The sequence below is a fragment of the Agrobacterium rosae genome (assembly GCF_002915175.1).
Lineage (GTDB): Bacteria > Pseudomonadota > Alphaproteobacteria > Rhizobiales > Rhizobiaceae > Agrobacterium > Agrobacterium rosae.
Map to the genome: position 1 here is coordinate 244437 of NZ_NXEJ01000004.1, position 24521 is coordinate 268957.

A 24521-nucleotide genomic window follows, 5' to 3' on the forward strand; every position below is an offset into this window, starting at 1 on the left:
ATTGCCGGGCGTTAAACGCCCGGCTGAGCAGTGCTACTGGCTGGTTTTTCCAAGCTGAGCGCTCTTGACTGTATCACCGGTTTTTATTCCAAAATTTTTCGCTGCTCCGCCGTTCAGCTCGAGAACGTAACGCACCGCTCCACGCGAACTGATAATTGATTCGGAGTGTGGAACTGCACCAGCGTGGATATGTTCGATCTTTCCAGCCTTGGAAATGAACAGCATGTCGAGCGGAATGAGCGTATTTCTCATCCACATCGTCACTTCACGGTCTGTCTTGAAATCGAACAACATGCCGTTGTTCGTTCCCATCGACTTGCGATACATCAAACCCTGTTGACGCTGCGCGTCCGTTGTTGCGAGCTCGACAGTGAAGTTGTGTGTTTTGCCGTCTGAGGTCTGGATCGTCAGCTGTTCCGACGTAAATGTTTCCTCAGCAGACAGCGGCGCAACCGTCGCAACGAAAAAAGCGAGCGCAGCTATTGCGCTCACTTTGCAGGTCGATAGGAGATTTTCGAACATCAGTGGGCCATTCCGATCGGGGCGGGGTTGTCGGGGTGGATTTCCGCAGCCATCAGACCCTTGTCACCATCACCGAAGCGCACAAGAACGACTTGGCCTGGACGTAACTCGGCCAGACCGAAGCGGCGCAACGTCTCCATGTGAACGAAAATGTCCTCCGTCCCTTCACCGCGTGTCAAAAAGCCAAAGCCTTTCGTGCGGTTGAACCATTTTACGATAGCGCGTTCCAGTCCGCTCGACGGCGTGACCTGAACATGGGTTCGTACGGGCGGCAGCTGCGATGGGTGAATTGCTGTCGATTGGTCCATGGAGAGCACGCGGAAGGTCTGGTAACCGCGATCTCGTCGCTGGATCAGCGCAACGATGCGCGTGCCTTCGAGAATTGTCTGATATCCGTCGCGTCGGAGGCAGGAAACATGTAGAAGGACATCCTGCATGCCGTTGTCAGGCACGATGAAGCCGAAGCCCTTGGCAACGTCGAACCACTTCACAACCCCGGTGATCTCGATCAGGTCGACCGCATCGCCCGAAAGGTCTTCGAAATCGGCCACATTTTTCGACGACATTCTGTCCGTCATTTCCGCCCAGCCCCTCTAAGCACGCACCACTACGGTCAACTGATTCCCTAGAGATAGATTAACATCTTGGTAACCGTTTCGCGCAAGCCCTAGTTTTCGATTTATCCACCTGCTTTTATGTCTCTGGGCTTGCTCAAGGCTGACTTACCTGCCGTAACGGCAAGTTTAAAACGTTAAGGAGAAGTACATGCGATATCTTCACACGATGGTTCGAGTAAAAGACCTCGAAAAATCCCTGAATTTTTATGGGACAGTATTTGGTCTGGAGGAAGTCCGTCGTATTGAGAACGACAAGGGGCGTTTTACGCTCGTTTTTCTGGCCGCGCCTGACGATGTGACTGCAGCGCGGGAAAACAAGGCTCCATGCCTCGAGCTTACCTATAATTGGGATTCCGAAGATTACGCAGGCGGTCGCAACTTCGGACATCTGGCCTATGAGGTGGACGATATCTATGAGACCTGCGCCAAACTTCAGGCGAGCGGCGTGACCATCAATCGCCCGCCGCGCGATGGTCATATGGCATTTGTGCGTTCTCCGGACGGTATCTCCATCGAGATATTGCAGAAAGGCGCAAGCCTTGCACCAGCCGAGCCATGGATATCCATGGAGAATACCGGCTCCTGGTAAGTTGATTCCCCTATTTTAGGGCTCATCAGACATCGCAGCGCTGGCGTTTCTGCTTGGGCATGTTTCGTCGATGGACGAAATGCCTGTTCAGTTTCGGCAGTGCTGTGCTAGAGGGTTGGTGAAGTTGCAACGTTTTGCGGAGGCTTTGCCTTGAAAATCGTCAACGGCAATTCGGCATATCCGACCAAAGGCTGTCTGGTTGCCGTCTTCCTTCTGACCCTCTCCGGCTGTGTTTCTGCGGTTTCGGAAGACAAGAATGCTAAAGCGACGCTTGCGCCGGCGGCAACTGCCACGCCGGCGACAGCCGCTGTTGCAACGGCACAGGCTGGCCCTAATGCCCAGACGCCACGTGGCGGTTACGTTGACCCCGCAATGGTCTCCGGAACGCCCAACGCCGCATCTCAACACACTGCCACGGCAGCGCAAGCGCAGGGAACGCAGCAGGTTTACGGTCAAGCTCCGCAGATTTCCGGTCTGTCCACCCAGCCAACCGGCATTTCCGCCAGCTCCTTGAGCATCTATGCGAATTCCGCCCCTGTTGCAGCGCCTGTCGCCGTCGCACCTTCGGACAGTGCCTCCACAGGCAGCATACCGGCCTACGCACCAACGCAAAAAATCGTTCCGGCGCTGAACAGCGTTTATTCGGCACCCGCCACCGCGCCACAACCAGCGGCCAATCCCGTTTCCGCGCAGGCCAATGAGCAGCACTCCGCAAGAGGCGTTTCTCCGGCGGTAGCGGAACCGAGGCAGGCGATGGCGACGCAGGCTCTCCCCACGAAGAGTACCATCCCGGCTGACCCGACTGGCGTTCCGATCGCCGCATTCTTTGCCAGTGCCGCGAAGAAACGGGGCTCTGGCAGTGCGCCGGGGTTGACCCAGATGGCAGCCTTGCCGGTTTCGGCCTCCGCACAGGCGGCGGGTATCGCCCTTAACGGTCGACAATCGATGACGGATGAATTCGACGACACCCATGTCGATGAGGACGACAAACCGGCAGGGCTGATGAAACTCGCTTCGCTCTCCGGCCTCAGCCGCATTGCTCCCAACGGGTTGCTGCTGCAGACGGAACAGGTCAATGTCGGCTGCTTCAAGCCGGAACTGATCAAGCGGATCAAGGAAGTGGAAACGCATTATGGGCGACCTGCGACTGTGACATCCGGATACCGCCCGCCCAAGGCAACAACGCAAGGCTCCAAGCACTATACCTGCGATGCGGCCGACATTCAGGTGAGCGGTGTTTCCAAGTGGGAGCTCGCCAATTACCTGCGCTCTATTCCAGATCGTGGTGGCGTTGGCACCTACTGCCACACCGAATCGGTTCATATGGATCTGGGCGAGCCGCGCGACTGGAACTGGCGCTGCCGCAGAACATCTAAAAGCCTCTGAAATTGACGTCCTAAAACGCTCAACGCCCCGCCATGGATATGGTGGGGCGTTGATGTTTTATACCTAAGCCGTAGTCAACGTTGGACAGCGGCTTTCGCTTATGGCGTTGCTGGAGCCGGAGTAGCTGGTGCCGGGGTCGCTGGCGCAGGTGTGGCCGGTGCTGGCGTAGCTGGCGCTGGCGCAGCAGGCTGCGTCGTCGTTGCTGGCGGCGGGCTCGCGGGCGTTCCGGTCGTGCTCGTGGTGCGGGTACCCGTCATAAAGTAGGCAATCGCCATAACCACGACGATGGCCGCAATCACGATAGTAATCGTACGGTTGTTCATAAGTGCCTCCTCCAAATTGCCCAATGCCGTTAATCGGCTGAGCTCATCACCACATAACAATGTGGTATCAGCATGTTTGGTTTCAACTGGAGGCGTTATTTGCTGGGTGAATAGGCCGTACACTCAACTTAAGGCAGGCGAATCGTCGCAATCGGGCTTCGGCATCTCTGTCTTCATCGTCAGTTTTGCGTGGAGAATGCTGCAAGGTGGAAGTGGTGAGAGGCGTGGGACTCGAACCCACGACCCGCGCATTAAAAGTGCGCTGCTCTACCAGCTGAGCTAGCCTCTCTCACCATATCGTTCCGCGTATCCCTCTGACACATAAACACAAAAGCTGCGTTAAAGTTCAGTTGCTTTAAAAGCCGGGCTGCGTGTTCCTCGTTGGCGGCGAAGCGCCCTTCGGAAGTGCGCGGAACATAGGTAGAGGCACGTCTGCGGTCAACCCATAAAAACGCGAATATTTCCCGTTCCCGCGTTTTTTTGTCGCGAGCGCAAAAAGGTGATTGGTCGTAAGGGGTTGGCCGCGTTAAATGCGGTTTGAAATGTAGCGGAGTCCGCCCTTGTCCATCGCAGATATATCCCTTTTTACAGCGCTTCTGGCCGGTGCGCTCTCGTTTTTGTCGCCCTGCGTGCTGCCGTTGGTGCCGCCTTATCTCTGCTATATGGCAGGTATTTCCGTGGAGCAGTTTCGGGATGAGCGCTATGAGGCAAAGCCCCAGGTTCGACGGGCGGTGATGTTTGCGGCGCTGTTCTTTACGCTGGGATTCGCGACTGTTTTCGTGGCGCTGGGGGCGGGCGCGTCCAGCATCGGCATGGTGCTGCGCCAGAACCTGGATATCCTCGCCAAGATCGGCGGCTTCATCATTATTCTGATGGGGTTGAATTTCCTCGGCGTCTTCCGCATCGGACTATTTTCCCGGGAGGCACGGTTTCAGAGCGGCGGCAAACCGGCTACGCTGTCAGGTGCCTATATCATGGGTCTTGCCTTTGCCTTTGGCTGGACGCCGTGCATAGGTCCTGTCCTCGGTGCCATTCTGGGGGTGGCGGCGTCGAAAGATACGGTGGGGGACGGGGCGATGTTGCTTGCCGTCTATTCCGCCGGGCTTGCCATTCCATTCTGGATCGCGGCGGCGTTTTCGGGAAGTTTCATGCGGTTTCTCGTCCGTTTCCGCCGCCATCTCGGCATGGTGGAAAAGGCGATGGGCGTGCTTCTCATTCTGACAGGTGTTGCTTTCATGTCCGGCTTCATCACCAATGTTGCAATCTGGTTTCAGGAAAGCTTTCCAATACTTATGCAGATCGGTTAAAGTACTGACGGCATCATATTGGGCGAGGGGGAGCCATGGCTGAGATCGCCGGATTGCTGTTTCCGTTTTTCGGATTGATCTTGATCGGCTATCTCGCCGGGCGCATTACCAAGCAGCCTGCCGAGGCACTTGGTTGGCTGAACACCTTCATCATTTATGCGGCCCTACCGGCGTTGTTTTTCAAGCTGGTTGCCAAGACGCCCGTCGATCAGCTGGCGCGCATGGATTTCGTTGGCCTCAGCCTTCTGGCGACCTACTCCATTTTTACGCTGCTCTTCGTCATCGGTTATGTCATCCGCCGCAACAGTTTGGCAGACACAACGATTCAGAGCTTTGCCGGGAGTTACGGCAATATCGGCTATATGGGGCCGGGGCTGGCACTGCTGGCTTTTGGAGAGCGCGCTGCGGTGCCGGTGGCGCTGATCGTATGTCTTGAGAACGCCATGCATTTCGTGACGGCCCCGGCGTTGATGGCGGTCGCCGGTGGAGACAAGCGTCCGCCGCTGAAGCTCGCCGGAGATGTGGCGCGGAAGGTTCTCACGCACCCGTTCATCTTATCCGTCATCGCGGGTTTTCTCGCTGCCATCATCGGCTGGCCGCCGCCGCAACCTGTGCAGCAACTGGTGGATTATCTGGCGCAATCGGCAGCGCCTTGCGCTCTGTTTGCTATGGGGGTGACGCTGGCTTTGCGTCCGTTGAAACGAGTGCCGGTTGAAATCAGCTATATCGTTCCTGCCAAGCTGATCCTGCATCCGCTTTTGGCCTATTTCATCCTGTCGTCTTTCGGCTCTTTCGATCCGATATGGGTTTCGACCGCGGTGCTGCTGGCCGCGCTGCCGACGGCCACGAATGTCTTCGTTATCGGTCAGCAATATGGGGTTTGGCAGGAACGAGCGTCGGCAACGATTCTTGTGACTACAGGCTTGTCGGTTTTCACCGTTTCATTGGTGCTTTACTTCATCCGTTCCATGAGCGTCTAAGGCTGCCGAAAATCATCGAGGGCAGGGCTTTGATGCCGCGACCTGGCTCGATGCCTTCGCGCATGACCAGACCCCGCCAAGGCCCGACGCTGGAGAGAACATGCAGGCCCGCGGCCCGCGCCATCTGCACGGGCAGGAGGCTTGATAGCAGCGAGCGGTTCAAAAGATCGACGCTGAGTGTCCGGCTGACAACATCGGCACGGCGGCGGCGGTCGAACGTCGAGCCCGCATCACTGGGAATAGTCTTGCCAGTCAGGGTACCGAGAAGTTCGGTCAGCACGATAATATCCCGCAGGCTGAGGTTCAGGCCCTGTGCGCCGATCGGCGGAAAGCCATGGCCGGATTCACCCACCAGCGCCACGCGGCCCTTGCCGTAACGATGCGCGGTCATGCTGGAAAGCGGCCACGTCTGCACGTCGTCGGATACGGTGACGGTGCCGAGCATGGATTGCATGCGGTCTTCGACGCGGCGGCTGAGGTCTTCCAACAGAAGGGTGGTGAGTTCGGCAGCCTGCTGCGGTGTTACCACCCAGACCAGACTGGAACGGTTGCCGGGAAGAGGTACCTGCGTGAACGGGCCGGTCGGCGTGTGAAATTCCGTGGAAACATTGCCATGCGGGCGGCTATGCTCGAAGTTCAGCACCACGGCGGTCTGCGGATAGGACCACGACCGCACGCCGATGTTGGCGGCTTCGCGCACCTTGGACTTTTTCCCATCAGCACCGACCAGAAAACTTGCGGCAATCTGCTCGCCATCTTCAAGGGTGAGGGTCGCTTCGCGCTCTGTGATCTCGATCGCGTCAGCGACGCCGTCGATAAGGGTGATGTTATTTTCCTGCGCGACGGCCTCGCCCAATACCGTCAGCAACGTGTCGTTGGCCATGTTCCACCCGAAGGCGGGGAGGCCGATTTCCGATGACCGAAAGGCTACCGTTGGCGCGCGCAGCAACCGATCCGTACCATCGATGATCTGCATGGTGGACAGCTTGGCCGCGGATGGCTCGATTTGCGACCAGAGGCCGAGGCGATCCAGAAAACGGATGGACTGGTCCATCAAGGCGGTGGTGCGATGATCCAACCTCTCGGATTTAGGCGCTATCAGCGCAACGTTGCGGCCGGAGCGGGCAAGAGCGATAGCCGCAATCTGGCCGGCAAGTCCTGCACCCACGATGGCAATCTCGAAGTTTCTCATCGTCCTGTCCAATCCAGCTTTTACCTTAAACGCCTATACGCGTCCCAAACATAGAAGTTCCGGCGCGCCGAATCCAGAACCCATCTGTGCCGCAATCGTCATGAGGACGCAGTAAAATCCATATTAGCATTAGGATAAGCTTTCGCGCATGGTTGCAAACAGCGATAAATGGCCGCATACCGGACTGGACGTAGCGGATAAAAAACGAGGCGCCTGCGCTGACTATGAAGATATTCAAATACAAGCGCGTGCCCTATGCAGAGATGCGGGCCTTTTCGGTCCACATCCTGACCGCATCCGGTTCATTCCTCGCATTTCTAGGCGTCGTGGCCGCGGCGGAGCATCGCTTCGTCGACATGTTCTGGTGGCTGGGTCTAGCGCTTGCTGTCGATGGTATCGATGGACCGATCGCCCGCAAGGTGCGGGTGAAAGAGGTTTTGCCGAACTGGTCCGGCGATACGCTCGACAACATCATTGATTATGTGACCTACGTTCTCCTACCGGCTTTTGCGCTGTACCAAAGCGGTATGATCGGCGAGCCATGGTCGTTCGTGGCCGCAGGCATGATCGTCGTGTCCAGCGCCATTTATTACGCCGATATGGGCATGAAGACCGATGAACACTTCTTTTCGGGTTTTCCCGTGGTCTGGAACATGGTGGTGTTCACTCTGTTCGTCATCGATGCCAGCGCGACGACGGCGATGACGGTCGTGACGATTTCGGTCTTCCTCACCTTCCTGAATATCAATTTTCTCCATCCGGTGCGCGTCAAGCGCCTGCGTCCGCTCAATATGACGATATTCCTCGTATGGTGCCTCCTGGGCGGCTATTCGCTGCTGCTGCATTTCGACACGCCGACATGGGTGGCGGTGGGTGTCGCGATAACCGGGCTCTATCTCTATTGCGTTGGCGGGCTGATGCAATTGTTGCCGAAACTCGGCACCCGCACGGAATAGCAAAAACAGTCGTTCAAAACTTGCATGCCGGGTCTGTTTTACAGTTGTGCGCAGCAGTAAAACGGGTATCTAGTATCAATTACGGGCACTGCCCAATTTTAGTGCATGGTTATCGGTCCGTTGGCTCAACGCTTCGTAGAAAGTGCGGCTCCGGGTTGGAAAAGGGGAACAGGTGACGGGATTGGTGACGTCTGAGGCCTTGCCTCTATTGTCCGTTCGCCAGCTGACCAAGCTGTTTGGAGCATTTGGCGCGTGCAATGCGATCGATCTCGATATTGCGCCCGGTGAAATTCATGCACTGCTGGGTGAGAACGGCGCGGGAAAATCCACTCTGGTCAAGATGCTGTTCGGCGTACTGGCACCATCGGCTGGAGAGATTCTCTGGAAGGGCGAGCCTGTTCGCATCGGTTCTCCGGGCGAGGCGCGAAAGCTCGGCATCGGCATGGTCTTCCAGCATTTCTCGCTGTTCGAAGCGCTGACGGTTGCTGAAAACATCGCGCTTTCACTGGACCCGAACATTTCGCTGAAAGAGATCGCCCGCGAGGCCGAAGCGCTGTCCAAGGCCTATGGCCTGCCGCTTGATCCTTACGCCCATGTGGCCGACCTTTCGGTGGGTGAACGCCAGCGTATCGAGATCGTGCGCGCGCTGCTGCAAAATCCGCAGCTTATCATTCTGGACGAGCCGACCTCCGTGCTGACGCCGCAGGAAGCGGATCGCCTGTTCGAAACGCTGGCCAAGCTCAAGGCCGAGGGACGTTCCGTTCTTTACATCAGCCACCGGCTGGAAGAGGTGCAGCGTATCTGCGATCGCGCCACGGTTTTGCGCCATGGCGAAGTAACGGGCGCCTGCGATCCGCGCAAGGAAACGCCGTCATCGCTGGCTCGCATGATGGTGGGTTCGGATGTCGCTGGCATTCAACGCGATGATGATCGCACCATTGGTGATGTGAGCGTTGAGATTGCCGGTCTGTCCGTTGCGGCCCGCACACCGTTCGCCGTTTCTCTCAAAGACATCTCCATGAAGGTCCGCGCTGGCGAGGTTCTGGCCATTGCCGGTGTTGCCGGTAACGGGCAGGGGGAACTGTTCGATGCTCTCTCCGGCGAATATCCCGTTGCTCATCACGAAGCGATTTTCCTGCGTGGCAAGCCTGTCGGTCGCATGGGCATTAATGGCCGCCGCCTGCTGGGTGCTGGTTTCGTGCCGGAAGAGCGCCACGGCCACGCCGCCGTGCCGACCATGACATTGTCTGATAATCTGCTTCTGGCCCGCTGTCGGTCTGACAGAAAAGCCTTCCTCAGCGGAGGTTTCCTGAAGGTCATCCGCAGTTCCACTATCAAAAATGCGGCCAAGCGCATTTCGGCCTCCATGGATGTGCGCAAAAGCGGGGATGATCCGCTGGCGGGCTCACTCTCTGGCGGAAACCTGCAAAAATTCATCGTCGGGCGGGAGCTGGACCGTCAGCCCTCCGTGCTGGTCGTCAATCAGCCGACATGGGGCGTGGATGCTGGCGCCGCCAGCCGCATTCGCCAGGCGCTGGTCGATCTCGCCAAAGCCGGTTCGGCTGTTATCGTCATAAGTCAGGATCTGGATGAAATCTTTGAAGTTGCCTCCAGCATTGCTGTCATCTCCGATGGCCGTCTGTCGCAGTCCTATCCGGCTGGTGAAATGAATCGTGAAAGGATCGGACTTTTGATGGGCGGTGTTCACGCAGGTCATGCGGAGGCTGCAGCCCATGCGCATTGAGCTCGAAAAACGCACCGGCGTTTCCAACCTCTTCGCCATTCTGTCGCCTCTGCTGGCGCTGTTCCTGACGCTGGTCTTCGGTGCCATCATGTTTGCGCTGCTGGGCAAAAACCCGTTCAGCGCGCTCTATAGCTTCTTCATCGATCCGCTGCTGGAAGTCTGGTCGCTGCATGAGCTGGCAATCAAGGCAGCACCGCTGATCCTGATCGCGGTCGGCCTGTCGATCTGCTATCGCTCCAACAACTGGAATATCGGTGCCGAAGGGCAGTTCACCATCGGCGCGATCACCGGCTCCATTCTGCCGGTGCTCTATCCGCAGTGGCAATCACCAATGATCCTGCCGCTGATGCTCATCATGGGTGCTGCCGGTGGCGCGCTGTATGGGGGTATTCCTGCGCTGCTCAAAACGCGCTTCAACACCAACGAAATTCTGACCAGTCTGATGCTGGTCTATGTCGCGCAGCTTTTCCTAGACTGGCTGACGCGGGGCATCTGGCGTGATCCTGCGGGCTATAACTTCCCGCAGACGACAGCCTTCAACGAAAGCGCTGTGCTGCCGGAAATTCTCGAATCCGGTCGCGCCCATTGGGGCATCGTCTTCGCCATCATCGCGGCCATTGCGCTATGGTTCATGATGCGTTTCATGCTCAAGGGGTTTGAAGTGACGGTGTTAGGCCAGTCGCCACGGGCAGGGCGCTTTGCCGGGTTTTCCTCACGGGGCATGGTGTGGTTTTCGCTGGTGCTATCCGGCGCGCTGGCCGGTCTTGCTGGTATTTCGGAAGTCTCCGGCTCCATCGGCCATTTGCAGCCATCCATTTCTCCCGGTTATGGCTTCACCGCTATCATCGTTGCCTTTCTGGGCCGCTTGAATCCACTCGGCATCATCGCATCCGGATTCGTGCTGGCGCTGACCTATCTGGGCGGCGAGGCGGCGCAGCTTTCCATCGGTGTGTCCGATAAGGTCACGCGCGTCTTCCAGGGGCTGATGCTGTTCTTCGTACTCTCCTGCGATACGCTGATCATCTACAAAATCCGCATCCGTTTCGGGCGTGGCAACAGCAGCGAAGGAGCCGCATGATGGATATGTTTCAGGCGATCCTTCTGACTGTCATTACGGCTGCAACACCGCTGGTCATCGCCGCTCTGGGCGAGCTGGTGACAGAACGTGCGGGCGTGCTGAACCTCGGTGTCGAGGGTATGATGATCATGGGTGCGGTCTGCGCCTTTGCTGCCGCCCATATCACCGGTTCGCCCTATATCGGTATCGTCGCTGGCATTGCGGCTGGAGCCGTTTTCTCGTTGCTCTTCGGTTTTCTGACGCTCACGCTCGTCACCAATCAGGTGGCGACCGGGCTTGCGCTGACCATTCTCGGCCTTGGTGTATCTGGCATGCTGGGGGAGAGCTTCGTGGGCCTGCCCGGCGTCAAGCTGCCGCCCATCGTCTTTCCGGTTCTGTCAGACATTCCGGTCATCGGACCTGCGCTTTTCCGGCAAGATCTGATTTTCTACATGTCGATTGCGCTCGTCATCGGCATTGGCTGGTTCCTGTTCAAAAGCCGCACGGGCCTGAAAATCCGCGCCATTGGCGATAATCACGGCTCTGCCCATGCGCTGGGCATCAATGTCATCCGCACGCGCTATCTTGCCGTGATGTTCGGTGGTGCCTGTGCGGGCTTGGCCGGGGCGCAGCTTTCGCTGGTCTATACGCCGCAATGGGTGGAAAACATGTCTGCCGGGCGCGGCTGGATTGCGCTGGCGCTGGTGGTGTTTGCATCCTGGCGGCCATGGCGGGTTCTGGCGGGTGGATATCTCTTCGGGGCCGTCACCATCGGCCAGCTGCATGCGCAGGCTCTCGGCATCGGTGTGCCGTCCCAACTTCTTTCAGCAATGCCTTACATAGCGACTATTGTGGTCCTCATCATCATCTCCCATAATCGTCGCACAACGCTGATCAATACACCGGCATCGCTCGGCAAACCGTTCGTGCCGGACCGTTAAAAAAACCAGGTTCACGCCTAACCAAGCAGGGGTAAAAATGAAGAAACTCATCATCGCACTGGCCGCATCGGCCGCCGCAATCATCGGCGCGGTTCCCGCCGCCCAAGCCGCAGACGCCAAGAAGGTCTGCTTCGTCTATGTCGGCACCAAGACCGATGGCGGCTGGACGCAGGCGCATGACATTGGCCGTCAGGAACTGCAGAAGCATTTCGGCGACAAGATCGAAACGCCGTTCCTCGAAAGCGTTCCCGAGGGACCAGATGCCGAGCGCGCCATCGAGCGTATGGCCCGTTCCGGCTGCGAACTGATCTACACGACGTCGTTCGGCTTCATGGATGCCACCGTCAAGGTTGCCCAGAAGTTCCCGAAGGTGAAGTTCGAACACGCGACCGGCTTCAAAAACGCCGAAAACCTCGCCACCTACAATTCGCGCTTCTATGAAGGCCGCTACATTCAGGGCCAGATCGCGGCCAAGATGTCGAAAAAGGGCGTTGCCGGTTACATCGCGTCCTTCCCGATCCCTGAAGTCGTTATGGGCATCGACGCCTTCGTTCTCGGCGCACAGTCCGTGAACCCTGAATTCAAGGTCAAGGTCGTCTGGGCCAACACCTGGTTTGACCCGGGCAAGGAAGCCGATGCCGCCAAGGCGTTGATCGACCAGGGCGTCGACATTCTGACCCAGCACACCGACACCACAGCCCCGATGCAGGTTGCTGCCGAGCGTGGCATCAAAGCCTTCGGTCAGGCATCCGACATGATCAAGGCTGGCCCAACCACGCAGATGACGGCGATCGTCGACACCTGGGGTGCCTACTACATCAAGCGCACACAGGCGCTTCTGGATGGCACGTGGAAGTCCGAATCGATCTGGGACGGCCTGAAAGACGGCATTCTCACCATGGCACCTTACACCAATATGCCAGATGACGTGAAGAAGATGGCGGAGGAAACCGAAGCCAAAATCAAGTCCGGCGAACTGCACCCCTTCACCGGCCCGATCAAGAAGCAGGACGGTTCCGAGTGGCTGAAGGCTGGCGAAAAGGCTGAAGACAAGGTTCTTCTCGGCCTGAACTTCTACGTCGCAGGCGTAGATGACAAGCTGCCGCAGTAACTTGGTTTTACTTCCGTCATCCCGGCCTTGAGCCCGGGGACGGAGACCAGTGCTCTCTATCGCCATCCTCGGGCTTGTCCCGAGGATCTAATCACGCTTCTGCGGATGCGACGTGGCAGATGCCCTGGACAGGCCCGAGCATGACGACTGTGGGGTCTCATCTACCAAGCCGCGCCCGGAAACAGGCGCGGCTTTTCTCTGCCCCGCTCACGGCAGGTTTCCAACGTTCACGCAATTTCCATGGTTTCTTTATTCCTGAGCGTTTATAGCGGGAAAATGAGTCCGCCCCATCAATTGGCGGCAGAGGAACGATCAAGTCGGAGATACTAATGGAACGCAGTTGCCTTGCCGTCATTCTCGCCGCTGGTGAAAGCACACGCATGAAGTCATCCATGTCGAAGGTGCTGCACCCGGTCGCTGGCCGGGCGATGATTGCGCATGTGATGCAGGCTGTGGCAGGCGCTGGCGTCAGCGCCGCTGCACTCGTGGTGGGGCGTGATGCGGACAAGGTGGCGGATGCGGCGCGCGGTGCTGGCGTCAGCGTCGAACCCTATCTCCAGAAGGAACGTCTGGGCACTGGCAATGCCGTTCTGGCAGCGCGTGCGGCCATCGAAAGCGGTTATGACGATGTTCTGATTGCCTATGGCGACGTGCCGCTGCTCACATCCGAAACGCTGGATCAGGCGCGTCAGGCGCTGAGCGAGAATGTAGATGTCGTCGTCATCGGTTTCCACACCGACAAGCCGACCGGCTATGGTCGCCTGCTGGTGGAAAACGGCGAACTCGTTGCTATCAGAGAAGAAAAAGATGCGACCGAAGACGAGCGTAAAGTCACTTGGTGCAACAGCGGCCTGATGGCGATCAATGGTCGCCGCGCGCTCGATCTGCTGACCCGCATCGGCAACAATAATGCCAAGGGCGAATATTATCTAACCGACGTGGTGGAAATTGCCCGCTCGCTGGGTGGCAAGGCCATCGCCATCGATGCGCCTGAGACAGAACTGACCGGCTGCAACAACCGCGCCGAACTCGCTTACATCGAAAAGCTGTGGCAGGAACGCGCGCGCCATCAGTTCATGATCGATGGTGTCTCGATGATTGCGCCGGAGACCGTGTTTCTGTCCTGGGATACACAGATCGGGCAGGATGCCTTGATCGAACCCAACGTGGTGATCGGGCCGGGCGTAACAATAGAATCGGGTGCCGTCATCCATGCCTTCTCGCATCTGGAAGGCGCGCATGTCAGCGGCGGCGCGACGGTTGGTCCCTATGCGCGGTTGCGCCCCGGTGCCAATCTTGCCGCCAATTCCAAGGTTGGTAATTTCTGCGAGGTCAAGAAGGCCGAGATTGGTGAGGGTGCCAAGGTCAATCACCTGACCTATATCGGCGATGCCTTCGTTGGCGCTGGCAGCAATATCGGGGCAGGGACGATTACCTGCAATTATGACGGCATCAACAAACACGAAACCCGCATCGGTAAAAATGCTTTCATCGGCTCTAATTCCTCGCTGGTCGCGCCGGTCAATATCGGTGACGACGCCTATGTCGCTTCCGGCAGTGTGATTACCGAAAATGTGCCTGCGGATGCACTGGCCTTCGGTCGAGCACGCCAGGAGATCAAGGAAGGTCGCGCCAATGCTTTGCGCGCCCGTGCGCAGGCCATCAAGGACGCCAAGAAAAAGACCTCGATATCGTAACGGATAGACATTGAAAGTGACTGCAACCGCAATTGCAGATTTCGCGGAAATCGCTAGGACTTCCGCTAGTTAAAATGGTTTGGAGAAGTGTATGTGCGGCATTGTTGGCATTGTTGGAACGCAGCCGGTTGCGGAGCGCCTTGTGGAAGCGCTGAAGCGTCTGGAATATCGGGGGTACGACTCCGCTGGCGTTGCGACAATTCATGATGGCGCGCTTGCTCGCCGCCGTGCGGAAGGCAAGCTTTTCAATCTCGAAAAAAAGCTGTCCGAAGAGCCGCTTCCCGGCCTTACCGGCATTGCCCACACCCGCTGGGCAACCCATGGCGTGCCGAATGAAACCAACGCGCATCCGCATTTCATGGAAGGCGTCGCCGTCGTTCACAACGGTATCATCGAGAACTTCTCCGAACTGCGCGACGAACTGATAGCGGAAGGTGCTGTCTTCACCACGCAGACGGATACGGAAGTCGTGGCCCAGCTTCTGGCCAAGTTCACCCGCGAAGGACTGGACCACCGCGCTGCGATGCTGGCCATGCTGAACCGCGTCACCGGTGCCTATGCGCTGGGTGTGATGTTCCAGGATGACCCTGCCACGCTTCTCTCCGCCCGTTCCGGCCCACCGCTCGCGATCGGTTATGGACGCGGTGAAATGTTCCTGGGTTCGGACGCGATTGCCCTGTCGCCTTTCACCAATGAAATCACCTATCTGGTGGATGGCGATTGCGCCATTCTCACCGCCAAGGGTGCTGAAATCATCGATTTCCTCGGCAATCCCGTACAGCGTCTGCGCCAGATTTCGCAGGCGACGGCCTATGTGGTGGACAAGGGCAACCACCGCCACTTCATGGAAAAAGAAATCTACGAGCAGCCGGAAGTCATTTCCCATGCGCTGAGCCACTATGTGGATTTCGCTGAAAAGCGCGTGAAGGATGCCGATCCGGCCATCGATTTTTCCAAGCTGACCGGCCTTGCCATTTCCGCCTGCGGCACGGCCTATCTGTCCGGCCTCATCGGTAAATACTGGTTCGAGCGTTATGCGCGCCTGCCCGTCGAGATCGATGTCGCCTCAGAATTCCGCTACCGTGAAATGCCGCTTTTGCCGACGCAGGCAGCACTCTTCATTTCGCAATCCGGCGAGACGGCAGATACGCTGGCATCGCTGCGCTATTGCCAGGAAAACGGCCTCAAGATCGGCACGGTCGTCAATGTTCGCGAATCGACCATGGCGCGCGAATCGGATGCTGTGTTCCCGATTCTCGCCGGTCCTGAAATCGGCGTGGCCTCGACCAAGGCCTTTACCTGCCAGTTGGCCGTTCTGGCGTCGCTCGCCATCGCCGCAGGCAAGGCACGTGGCACACTGACGGTTGAGCAGGAAACGGACCTCGTTCGCCACCTGATCGAAATGCCACGCGTGATGAGTGAAGTCCTGAACGCCATCCAGCCGCAGATCGAAACCCTGTCGCGCGATCTTTCCCGCTTCAAGGATGTTCTCTACCTCGGTCGCGGCACCAGCTATCCGTTGGCGCTGGAAGGCGCGCTGAAGCTCAAGGAAATTTCCTATATCCACGCAGAAGGTTACGCCGCAGGCGAGTTGAAACACGGGCCTATCGCGCTGATCGACGAGAACATGCCTGTTATCGTTATCGCCCCCCACGACCGCTTCTTCGAAAAAACCGTGTCCAACATGCAGGAAGTCGCAGCGCGCGGCGGCAAGATCATCTTCATCACCGATGAGAAGGGGGCTGCCGCTTCGAAGCTGGAAACCATGGCAACCATCGTTCTGCCCAACGTAGATGAAATCATCGCCCCGATGGTCTTCTCGTTGCCGATTCAGTTGCTGGCCTATCACACCGCCGTCTTCATGGGCACGGATGTGGACCAGCCGCGCAACTTGGCGAAGTCAGTGACTGTGGAATAACGACGACGCCTATTCACTCTTAGGCTGTTTTTCCTGAACGGTCACGAAAACCGGCCGATTGATTGGGATGAGGTCCATATGTTTCATCACAACTGGATCACCAGAGGTCTGGCACTCTGTTTGCTGTTAGGGCCTCTGGGGCCTATATATCACTTATTGACGCAAGCAATGGCGGCGATAAGTGATGGGAAGCCCGGTAGCATTTTCATCCTTCTGCCTGTATTTTTACTGCTTGGGTTCTGCCTGTATATACTGGCTACCGATTTCTGCTCGGAAGCGCCAAGGCATACCGGTGGGCGATGTATTTGTTCATTTCGCAAATACCGTTTCTGTCTCTAGGCAGATTCGGGCTCGGCTGGAACAGTGGTTTCGAAATACCTTTCGCCTATCGCGGCCTACTGGACGAACGGTTAAGTTTTGTTTTTTGGGATCAAACCGTTGATTATTTCGTAATTGGCTTCAATCTTTTTGCACTCTTGGCCAGTAGCGCGCTGTTTCGAGTTAGAAAACAACTCCGCCCTGTCGCGCCATAGGCTAGCCGAGAACACGTTACGATAACGCACTTGCGAACAGGATTATCTATCGCAGTGCACACCGGATCGATTATTCGCTTGAAAGGCGGAACGCGTTTCGCCACTGTCCGTTCAAGAAGGTCTTCATCTCTTGAAGTTTCTCGAATTTATGCGGATTCATGACCGAAATTCCCGTCAAAATTTCTTTCGCAACGCGCTTGCGCAATAGCTTCCTCACCGGGGTTCTGATCCTTGCGCCTGTCACCATCACCATGTGGGTGGTCTGGACATTTCTGCAGTGGGTGGACAGCTGGGTTAAGCCGTATATTCCGGCGCGTTACGATCCAGAGCAATATTTCGATGTCGCCATTCCCGGTTTCGGCCTGCTGGTGGCCGTCATCGGCATTACGCTGATCGGTTTTCTCGGCAACAACCTCATCGGCAAATGGATCGTGGGTTTTGGCGAGTCCATTCTGAACCACATGCCGTTTGTCCGCCCGATCTACAAAAGCATAAAGCAGCTTTTTGAGTCGGTCCTGAAAGAGCATTCCAGTTCTTTCAAAAAGGTCGGATTGATCGAGTTCCCATCGCCCGGAACATGGGCCATGGTTTTCGTATCGTCGGACGCCAAGGGCGAAGTTGCCTATCGCTTCAATGAAATCGGCCAGGAAATGGTCGCGGTGTTTCTGCCGCCGACGCCGGTGCCGACAGCAGGATTTCTGCTGTTCGTGCCGAAAGACAAGATCATCATGCTCGAAATGTCGCCGGAAGATGGTGCAAAGCTATTGATCTCCGGCGGCCTCGTTGCTCCGGATTTCGAGTTGCCTAAGGCAATCGCGCCAGTTTGACGATCAGTCGTCGTCAAACACCTCATCAGAAGTCGAGGTCGAGTGGAACACTGGGACGAAGACGCGCATATAGACGAAGCGCACGCTCCAGCCTTTTTCCTGCGCTTCTGCCCACGCTTTTTTGCGCCCCGGTTTCTTAAAATTCTTGCCGATGGCCTTCTTTTCGCTTTTGGCAAAGGTCTCCGGCAGCAGCAGGTTGTCTGGTGAGCAGAGGGCGTAGCCCTTGCAGAAGGCTGCGGGCGGTAGGGGCATGTCATTCATGATCGTTAGCCTGCATGGAGGAAACGGATCGCCTCGTCACGGCGATGGAGGTAGAGCAGGGTGCGCAGATTGCGGCCTCGCTCGCTTGAGAGTTCTGGGTCGCGCTCGATCGTATAGGCGGCGTCCTTGCGGGCGATTTCCAGGAGGTCGGCGTGGGCTTCGAGGCTGGCGATGCGGAAACCGGGCGTGCCGGATTGGCGAGTGCCCAGAAGTTCGCCTTCGCCGCGCAGCTTCAAATCCTCTTCGGCAATTAAAAAGCCGTCTTCGCTATCACGCAGAATGGAAAGGCGTGCTTTGCCGTTTTCGCTGAGCGGCCCCTTATAGAGCAGAATGCAGGTGGAGGCCTCATCGCCACGACCCACACGACCGCGCAACTGGTGCAACTGGGCAAGGCCGAAATTCTCTGCATGTTCGATAACCATGATTGTCGCATCCGGCACGTCCACGCCCACTTCGACCACGGTCGTTGCCACCAGCAGGCGGGTTTCGCCGGTTTTGAAGGCCAGCATTGCCGCGTCCTTTTCCGGTCCGCTCATGCGACCGTGGATAAGGCCGATGTCTGCGCCCAGTGACTTTGACAGAACGGCATGACGTTCCTCTGCCGACATGAGGTCGGATTCTTCCGATTCTTCCACCAGCGGGCAAATCCAGTAGGCTTTCTTGCCTTCGGAAAGCGCACTTTTTAGCCGTGCAACGATATCGCCGATGCGCTCGGTTGGAATGGTCACGGTCGTGATCGGTTTACGGCCAGCTGGCTTTTCGGTGAGCTTGGAAACATCCATATCCCCGAAGGCGGCCAAAACCAGCGTGCGGGGAATGGGCGTTGCCGTCATGACCAGCATATGCGGCGAGATGCCCTTGGCGGTCAGCCGCAGTCGCTGGTGCACGCCGAAACGATGTTGCTCATCCACCACCGCCAGCACGAGGTTCTTGTAATTGACGCTATCCTGAAACAGCGCGTGGGTGCCGATCACGATCTGCGCTTCACCCGAGGCAATGCGCTCCTCGATTTCCCGGCGCTCCTTGCCCTTGGTGCGGCCCGTCAGAACCTCGCAGGAAATGCCGGCGGTAGCAGCGAATTTCGAGATGGTCGCGAAATGCTGGCGGGCGAGAATTTCGGTCGGTGCCATCAGCACGGCCTGGCCGCCAGCCTCCACGGCGGTGGCCATCGCCATCAATGCCACCAGCGTCTTGCCCGCGCCGACATCGCCTTGCAGCAAGCGCAACATGCGGTCTTCGCCCGCCATGTCGGTCAGAATATCTTTCACCGCAGCGCTTTGGCTCGCCGTCATCGAAAACGGCAGGTTGGCGAGAATCTTCGCGGCAAAATCGCCTTTGGCACGGATGGGTTGGCCGGTGACCTTGCGCAGCCTTTGCCGCACCAGCGCCAGCGAAAGCTGACCCGCGAGAAACTCGTCATAGGCGAGGCGACGGCGGGCAGGGGCTTGTGGGTCGATATCGGTTTCGTCATGGGGATCGTGCAGATCGCGAAAGGCATCAGCCACATGCGGAAAGCTCTCACGCGCAGCCAGTGCTTCATCGATCCATTCGGGAAAGACCGGCATCTTGGTGAGCGCGCCATCAATGGCACGTCTTAGGACCTTTGGCGAAAGCCCTGCCGTCAACGGGTAGACAGGCTCGACCAGCGGCAGGTTTTCGGCCTCCGAGACCTTCACCATGAAGTCCGGGTGGACCATGGAGGCGCGACCGTTGAACCAGTCTATCTTGCCGCTGACCATGACCTCTTCGTCCACCGGCAGCGCTTTCGACAACCAGTCGCCCCTGGCACGGAAAAAGGTCAGCGCCAGTTCGCCGGTCTCGTCATGTAGAAAGACGCGATACGGAGCGGAGCGATTGCCCGGCGGTGCGGGCTGGTGGCGGTCCACACGTCCCTGAATGGTGACGATGGCACCCTGCGGTGCATGCGCGATGCCGGGGCGGTTGCGCCGGTCGATGATGTTGTAGGGCGCGTGAAACAGAAGGTCGACAACGCGGCTTTCCTCGACGCTATCCCGGCCCAGAAGTTTCGCCAGCAAATCGGCAAGCTTCGGCCCTACGCCGGTCAGCGTGGCGACGGTAGCAAACAGCGGATCGAGGAGGGCGGGGCGCATGGCGAGCAAAATCGTGGAAGGTCGTGCGCAATGCAAGAGCGTTACAGCGATAAACTCGGTTTATCACCGGCAGATTTTCCGGTCTGTGATGATATTTGCGTAAAAATCGGTTCCCAACCGTTCCTGTCCTGTTCTATAGGAAAGGCCAAGTCAACAAACAGGTGAATGCGATGACAGGACTGGTGCGCACGAGTGCCGACCTCGATCCGAGGCGCAGGCGGATTCTTTATCGGTGCTGGCATCGCGGTATCCGGGAAATGGACCTCGTTCTCGGCCAGTTCGCGGAAGAGAACATCGCGGATCTTTCCGACGAGCAACTGGACGAGCTGGAAATCATCATGGATGAGGAAGATCAGGACCTTGTGCAGATGGTGACGGGCGCGCAGGCCATCCCTGAAAAATTCCAGACGCCGTTGTTCCACACGATCATTTCCTACCGCCCGGATTTCGATCTGGTCACTGCGCAGAACGGACACAGCCCAAAATGATAGCCGGATTCGATGTCAGGCTGGTGGCATCGGCCGATACGCCGTTGACCATTGGAAATGTGCCGACCGGCATGGAAGCGTTTCTTCTGGCTGATCTGGCGCGACAGGGCACGCCTGTTGCCTATGTGCTGTCCGATGGCCAGCGCGTGGCCGATCTGGAGCAGATGCTCGGCTTCGTTGCGCCTGATATTCCGGTCTTGAGCTTGCCCGCATGGGATTGCCTGCCTTACGACCGCGTGTCGCCCAGCGCGCATGTGTCCGCCCGCCGTCTTGCCACCCTGTCCGGCCTCATCCATCACCAGAAGAAGCCGCACCCGGCCATCGTGCTCGTCACCGCCAATGCCATGTTGCAGAAGATGGCACCGCGCGATGTCATCGAAAGTCTCGCTTTTTCGGCCAAGCCCGGCAACCAGATCCGTATGGAAGACATTGCCGCCCGGCTGGAGCGCAACGGCTTCGACCGCGTGGCGACGGTGCGCGAAGTGGGTGAATTTGCCCTGCGCGGCGGCATTCTCGATGTGTTCGTTCCCGGCACGGAAGAGCCGGTGCGACTGGATTTCTTCGGCGATACGCTGGAAAGCATCCGTACTTTCGATCCCGCCAGCCAACGCACCATCGGCCAGGCGCGGTCGCTCGACCTCAGCCCCATGAGCGAGGTGACGCTGACGCCGGATACGATCAGCCGCTTCCGCAAGAACTACCTGTCGATGTTCGGCGCTGCCACGCGCGACGATGCGCTGTATCAAGCGGTTTCCGAGGGCCGCCGTTATGCCGGCATGGAGCACTGGCTACCGCTGTTTTACGAGCATCTGGAAACGGCCTTCGATTATCTCAAGGGCTTCCGCATCGTCACCGACCATACAGCGCGTGAGGCTGCTGTCGAGCGCTCCAAGCTGGTGCATGATTATTTCGACGCGCGCCAAACCTCCGGCCAGATGAAAGGCGCAACGCAGGGCGCTCCCTACAAGCCTGTACCGCCAAGCCAGATTTATCTTGGCGGCAAGAGCTTCGATGAGGCGCTGAATGCCGTCAACGCGGTGCGGCTGACACCGTTCAACGAGCAGGATTCCAAGGACAAGCCGGTCGCGACGCTGGACGCCCATGTCGGTCCGCGCTGGGCGAAGTCGCAGACGGAAAACGAGAGCGAAGAACGCATCAACGTCTTCACGCTTGCGGTCAAGCACATTGCGGAGCGGCGCTCCAAGGGCTGGAAGGTTCTGATCACCGGCTGGTCGGAGGGTTCGCTCGACCGCATGTTGCAGGTGCTGAACGAGCATGGGCTTGAGAACATCAAGACCATCCAGTCGTTCAAAGAGGTTGAAAAGCTTGGTAAGGGCGAAGCTGCGGCTGCGGTTCTGAGCCTCGAAGCGGGTTTCGAAACCGGCAATCTTGCCGTCATCGGTGAGCAGGACATTCTCGGCGACCGCATGGTGCGCCGCTCCAAGCGCCGCAAACGCGGAGCGGATTTCATCTCGGAAGTCGCCGGTCTGGACGAGGGCTCGCTTGTCGTCCATGCCGAACATGGTATCGGGCGCTTCGTCGGTCTTCGCACCATCGAGGCGGCGGGGGCACCGCGTGATTGCCTCGAGCTTCATTATGCCGATGAGGCCAAGCTGTTTCTGCCGGTCGAAAACATCGATCTTCTGTCACGTTACGGCTCGGATGCGGCGGAAGCCAATCTCGACAAGCTGGGTGGCGGCGCATGGCAGATGCGCAAGGCCAAGCTCAAGAAGCGCCTGCTGGATATGGCGGGTGATCTCATCCGCATCGCAGCAGCTCGGATGGTGCGCCATGCGCCGACGCTGATTGCGCCCGATGGGCTCTATGATGAGTTCGCAGCCCGTTTCCCTTATGATGAAACGGAAGACCAGCAGAATGCTATCGATTCCGTTCGCGACGATCTGGGTGCCGGTCGCCCGATGGACCGATTGATCTGCGGTGACGTCGGTTTCGGTAAGACGGAAGTGGCGCTTCGCGCTGCGTTCCTGGCGGCTATGAACGGTGTTCAGGTGGCCGTCGTCGTGCCGACGACACTGCTGGCGCGCCAGCATTTCCGCACTTTCTCCGAACGTTTCCGTGGCTTGCCCATTCGTGTTCAGCAGGCATCGCGTCTTGTGGGTGCCAAAGAACTGGCGCTGACCAAGAAGGAAGTCGCCGAAGGCAAAACGGATATCGTCGTCGGCACGCACGCGCTGCTGGGTGCTGGCATCAATTTCGCCAATCTCGGTCTTCTCATCATCGATGAGGAGCAGCATTTTGGCGTGAAGCATAAAGAGCGTCTGAAAGAGTTGAAGAGCGATGTGCATGTGCTGACGTTGTCGGCCACGCCTATTCCGCGCACCTTGCAGCTCGCCATGACGGGCGTTCGGGAACTGTCCCTCATCACCACCGCGCCGGTGGACCGTATGGCGGTGCGCACCTTCATTTCGCCGTTCGATGCGCTGGTCATCCGCGAAACGCTGATGCGGGAGCATTATCGCGGCGGACAGAGCTTCTATGTCTGCCCGCGTCTGGCTGATCTCGCTGATATCCATGCCTTCCTGCAATCGGATGTGCCGGAACTGAAGGTGGCGGTGGCTCACGGCCAGATGGCGGCGGGTGAGCTGGAAGACATCATGAACGCCTTCTATGACGGCAAATATGATGTGCTGCTCTCCACCACCATCGTCGAATCTGGCCTTGATGTTCCCACAGCCAATACGCTGATCGTCCACCGTGCCGATATGTTCGGCCTCGCACAGCTCTACCAGCTTCGTGGTCGTGTCGGACGATCCAAGGTTCGTGCTTTTGCGCTGTTCACGTTGCCGGTCAACAAGGTGCTGACGACCATGGCGGAACGCCGCCTGAAGGTTCTGCAATCGTTGGATACACTCGGCGCTGGCTTCCAGCTTGCTAGCCACGATCTTGATATTCGCGGTGCGGGCAATCTGCTGGGCGAAGAGCAGTCCGGCCACATCAAGGAAGTCGGTTTCGAGCTTTACCAGCAGATGCTGGAAGAGGCCGTAGCCGAAGTGAAGGGTGAAGATGATGTCATCGACACCGGCTGGTCGCCGCAGATTTCTGTCGGTACATCGGTGATGATCCCGGAAAATTACGTTCCAGATTTGCACCTGCGCATGGGCCTTTACCGCCGCTTGGGTGAGTTGACCGATCTGAACGAAATCGACGGCTTCGGGGCCGAGATGATCGACCGTTTCGGGCCGTTGCCGAAGGAAGTGCAGCACCTGCTCAAGATCGTCTACGTCAAGTCGCTCTGCCGCACCGCCAATGTCGAGAAGCTGGATGCCGGTCCGAAGGGCGTTGTCGTGCAGTTCCGCAACAAGGAGTTCCCGAACCCTGCAGCGCTGGTCGGCTATATCGCCAAGCAGGGCTCCATGGCCAAGATCAGGCCAGATCATAGCGTGTTCCTGACGCGTGATCTGCCAACGCCGGAGAAGCGTCTGGCGGGTGCTGCGATGGTGATGACGCAGTTGGCGGAGCTTGCAAAGTCGTAATCTCCGGGGCGTCCACCTTACCGAGATTTAATGAAACGGACATGTGGCGGTAGCCGTTAAAAGCATAGTCTCACCGTGTCGGCGGCATTGTTTTGCTGCCATCACAAACTTAAGGAGCAGGACTATGTGGACGATGAATAGATTTGTCACCGCTGGTCTGGTTGCCTTGACAATTGCGGGTACCACAATTGCCACCACCAGCCAGGCAGAAGCACGCAATAATTTCGGACGCGGATTAGGCGCAGGTATCGCCGGAGCAGTTGTCGGAGGTGCGCTGATTGCCGGAGCATCTCACAATTACTACGGATCGCCGGGTTATTATGGCTACGGCTACGGACCGGTCTACGGCCCACCCGTTGTCTATCAGCCAGTCTATCACCGCTGCCATCTGGCATGGCGGCAGGATGGCTACGGCGATATGTATCGCGTGCGTGTCTGCAATTGACGGTATGCTGAAGACGGGTTGA

General features: G+C 57.9%; 21 protein-coding genes and 1 tRNA gene. 15 read left to right on the forward strand and 7 right to left on the reverse strand.

All coding sequences use genetic code 11. From position 1 onward, the window contains the following. Nucleotides 1–33: 33 nt before the first annotated feature. Nucleotides 34–522: a DUF192 domain-containing protein gene (locus CPJ18_RS08515; RefSeq protein ID WP_103657725.1), complete on the reverse strand. Its 489-nt coding sequence runs from the start codon at nt 520–522 to the stop codon at nt 34–36. After that, nucleotides 522–1100, reverse strand: coding sequence for a cold-shock protein (locus tag CPJ18_RS08520; RefSeq protein WP_077117173.1), 579 nt, complete (start codon nt 1098–1100; stop codon nt 522–524). The genes CPJ18_RS08515 and CPJ18_RS08520 overlap by 1 nt, the downstream gene beginning before the upstream one ends. 187 nt (nt 1101–1287) lie before the next feature. Between CPJ18_RS08520 and gloA the strand changes: the two genes are divergently transcribed. Both gloA and CPJ18_RS08530 read left to right on the forward strand, forming a co-directional pair. Beyond that, nucleotides 1288–1728, forward strand: coding sequence for a lactoylglutathione lyase (gene gloA / locus CPJ18_RS08525; protein ID WP_077117170.1), 441 nt, complete (start codon nt 1288–1290; stop codon nt 1726–1728). Nucleotides 1729–1878: 150 nt separating this feature from the next. Then, nucleotides 1879–3114: a YcbK family protein gene (locus CPJ18_RS08530; RefSeq protein WP_103657726.1), complete on the forward strand. Its 1236-nt coding sequence runs from the start codon at nt 1879–1881 to the stop codon at nt 3112–3114. 98 nt (nt 3115–3212) lie between these two features. On the opposite strand, the gene CPJ18_RS08535 is transcribed toward CPJ18_RS08530, so the two are convergent. Then, nucleotides 3213–3437 carry a dynamin gene (locus CPJ18_RS08535; protein ID WP_103657727.1) on the reverse strand — a complete coding sequence of 75 codons (225 nt, stop codon included), beginning with the start codon at nt 3435–3437 and terminating at the stop codon, nt 3213–3215. A 213-nt stretch (nt 3438–3650) separates the two neighbouring features. After that, nucleotides 3651–3726, reverse strand: a tRNA-Lys gene (locus CPJ18_RS08540). Nucleotides 3727–3997: 271 nt separating this feature from the next. Between CPJ18_RS08540 and CPJ18_RS08545 the strand changes: the two genes are divergently transcribed. Together CPJ18_RS08545 and CPJ18_RS08550 are read left to right on the forward strand one after the other, a co-directional pair. Continuing rightward, on the forward strand, nt 3998–4744 hold the full coding sequence (locus CPJ18_RS08545) for a cytochrome c biogenesis CcdA family protein (RefSeq protein WP_103657728.1): 747 nt from the start codon (nt 3998–4000) through the stop codon (nt 4742–4744). 35 nt (nt 4745–4779) lie between these two features. Continuing rightward, nucleotides 4780–5724 carry an AEC family transporter gene (locus tag CPJ18_RS08550; RefSeq protein ID WP_103657729.1) on the forward strand — a complete coding sequence of 315 codons (945 nt, stop codon included), beginning with the start codon at nt 4780–4782 and terminating at the stop codon, nt 5722–5724. Here CPJ18_RS08550 and CPJ18_RS08555 read toward each other — a convergent pair. Further along, nucleotides 5702–6916 (reverse strand): UbiH/UbiF family hydroxylase, encoded by a 1215-nt coding sequence (locus CPJ18_RS08555; RefSeq protein WP_103657730.1) that lies wholly within the window; start codon nt 6914–6916, stop codon nt 5702–5704. The two genes, CPJ18_RS08550 and CPJ18_RS08555, sit on opposite strands and share 23 nt — an antisense overlap. 224 nt (nt 6917–7140) lie before the next feature. Here CPJ18_RS08555 and pcsA point away from each other — a divergent pair, with 224 nt between their 5' ends. The 8 genes from pcsA (at nt 7141) to CPJ18_RS08600 (ending at nt 17700) form a co-directional block, all read left to right on the forward strand. Further along, a complete protein-coding gene (pcsA, locus tag CPJ18_RS08560; protein ID WP_103657731.1) occupies nt 7141–7872 on the forward strand; it encodes a phosphatidylcholine synthase in 732 nt (243 codons plus the stop codon). Nucleotides 7873–8056: 184 nt separating this feature from the next. Next, complete coding sequence (locus CPJ18_RS08565) at nt 8057–9616, forward strand: ABC transporter ATP-binding protein (protein WP_167397869.1); 1560 nt, start codon at nt 8057–8059, stop codon at nt 9614–9616. Further along, on the forward strand, nt 9606–10694 hold the full coding sequence (locus CPJ18_RS08570) for an ABC transporter permease (protein WP_103657912.1): 1089 nt from the start codon (nt 9606–9608) through the stop codon (nt 10692–10694). The genes CPJ18_RS08565 and CPJ18_RS08570 overlap by 11 nt, the downstream gene beginning before the upstream one ends. Then, nucleotides 10694–11614: an ABC transporter permease gene (locus CPJ18_RS08575; RefSeq protein WP_167397862.1), complete on the forward strand. Its 921-nt coding sequence runs from the start codon at nt 10694–10696 to the stop codon at nt 11612–11614. Before CPJ18_RS08570 ends, CPJ18_RS08575 begins: the two co-directional genes overlap by 1 nt. Nucleotides 11615–11651: 37 nt before the next feature. Then, nucleotides 11652–12725: a BMP family ABC transporter substrate-binding protein gene (locus CPJ18_RS08580; protein WP_077117155.1), complete on the forward strand. Its 1074-nt coding sequence runs from the start codon at nt 11652–11654 to the stop codon at nt 12723–12725. 329 nt (nt 12726–13054) lie between these two features. After that, complete coding sequence (gene glmU / locus CPJ18_RS08585) at nt 13055–14422, forward strand: bifunctional UDP-N-acetylglucosamine diphosphorylase/glucosamine-1-phosphate N-acetyltransferase GlmU (protein WP_103657734.1); 1368 nt, start codon at nt 13055–13057, stop codon at nt 14420–14422. A gap of 91 nt (nt 14423–14513) precedes the next feature. Further along, nucleotides 14514–16340, forward strand: coding sequence for a glutamine--fructose-6-phosphate transaminase (isomerizing) (gene glmS / locus CPJ18_RS08590; RefSeq protein ID WP_103657735.1), 1827 nt, complete (start codon nt 14514–14516; stop codon nt 16338–16340). 691 nt (nt 16341–17031) lie between these two features. Next, nucleotides 17032–17700 carry a DUF502 domain-containing protein gene (locus tag CPJ18_RS08600; RefSeq protein WP_077117147.1) on the forward strand — a complete coding sequence of 223 codons (669 nt, stop codon included), beginning with the start codon at nt 17032–17034 and terminating at the stop codon, nt 17698–17700. A 3-nt stretch (nt 17701–17703) separates the two neighbouring features. On the opposite strand, the gene CPJ18_RS08605 is transcribed toward CPJ18_RS08600, so the two are convergent. Further along, nucleotides 17704–17961, reverse strand: a complete 258-nt coding sequence (locus CPJ18_RS08605; RefSeq protein WP_103657737.1) for a hypothetical protein — start codon at nt 17959–17961, stop codon at nt 17704–17706. 5 nt (nt 17962–17966) lie between these two features. After that, on the reverse strand, nt 17967–20072 hold the full coding sequence (gene recG, locus CPJ18_RS08610; RefSeq protein ID WP_103657738.1) for an ATP-dependent DNA helicase RecG: 2106 nt from the start codon (nt 20070–20072) through the stop codon (nt 17967–17969). 170 nt (nt 20073–20242) lie between these two features. Here recG and CPJ18_RS08615 point away from each other — a divergent pair, with 170 nt between their 5' ends. The 3 genes from CPJ18_RS08615 to CPJ18_RS08625 all read left to right on the forward strand — a co-directional run bounded on the left by CPJ18_RS08615 (nt 20243) and on the right by CPJ18_RS08625 (nt 24499). Then, nucleotides 20243–20560, forward strand: coding sequence for an FAD assembly factor SdhE (locus CPJ18_RS08615; RefSeq protein WP_077117141.1), 318 nt, complete (start codon nt 20243–20245; stop codon nt 20558–20560). Then, nucleotides 20557–24054 carry a transcription-repair coupling factor gene (gene mfd / locus CPJ18_RS08620; RefSeq protein WP_103657739.1) on the forward strand — a complete coding sequence of 1166 codons (3498 nt, stop codon included), beginning with the start codon at nt 20557–20559 and terminating at the stop codon, nt 24052–24054. Before CPJ18_RS08615 ends, mfd begins: the two co-directional genes overlap by 4 nt. Before the next feature lie 124 nt (nt 24055–24178). Next, on the forward strand, nt 24179–24499 hold the full coding sequence (locus CPJ18_RS08625; RefSeq protein WP_103657740.1) for a hypothetical protein: 321 nt from the start codon (nt 24179–24181) through the stop codon (nt 24497–24499). Nucleotides 24500–24521: the final 22 nt, after the last annotated feature.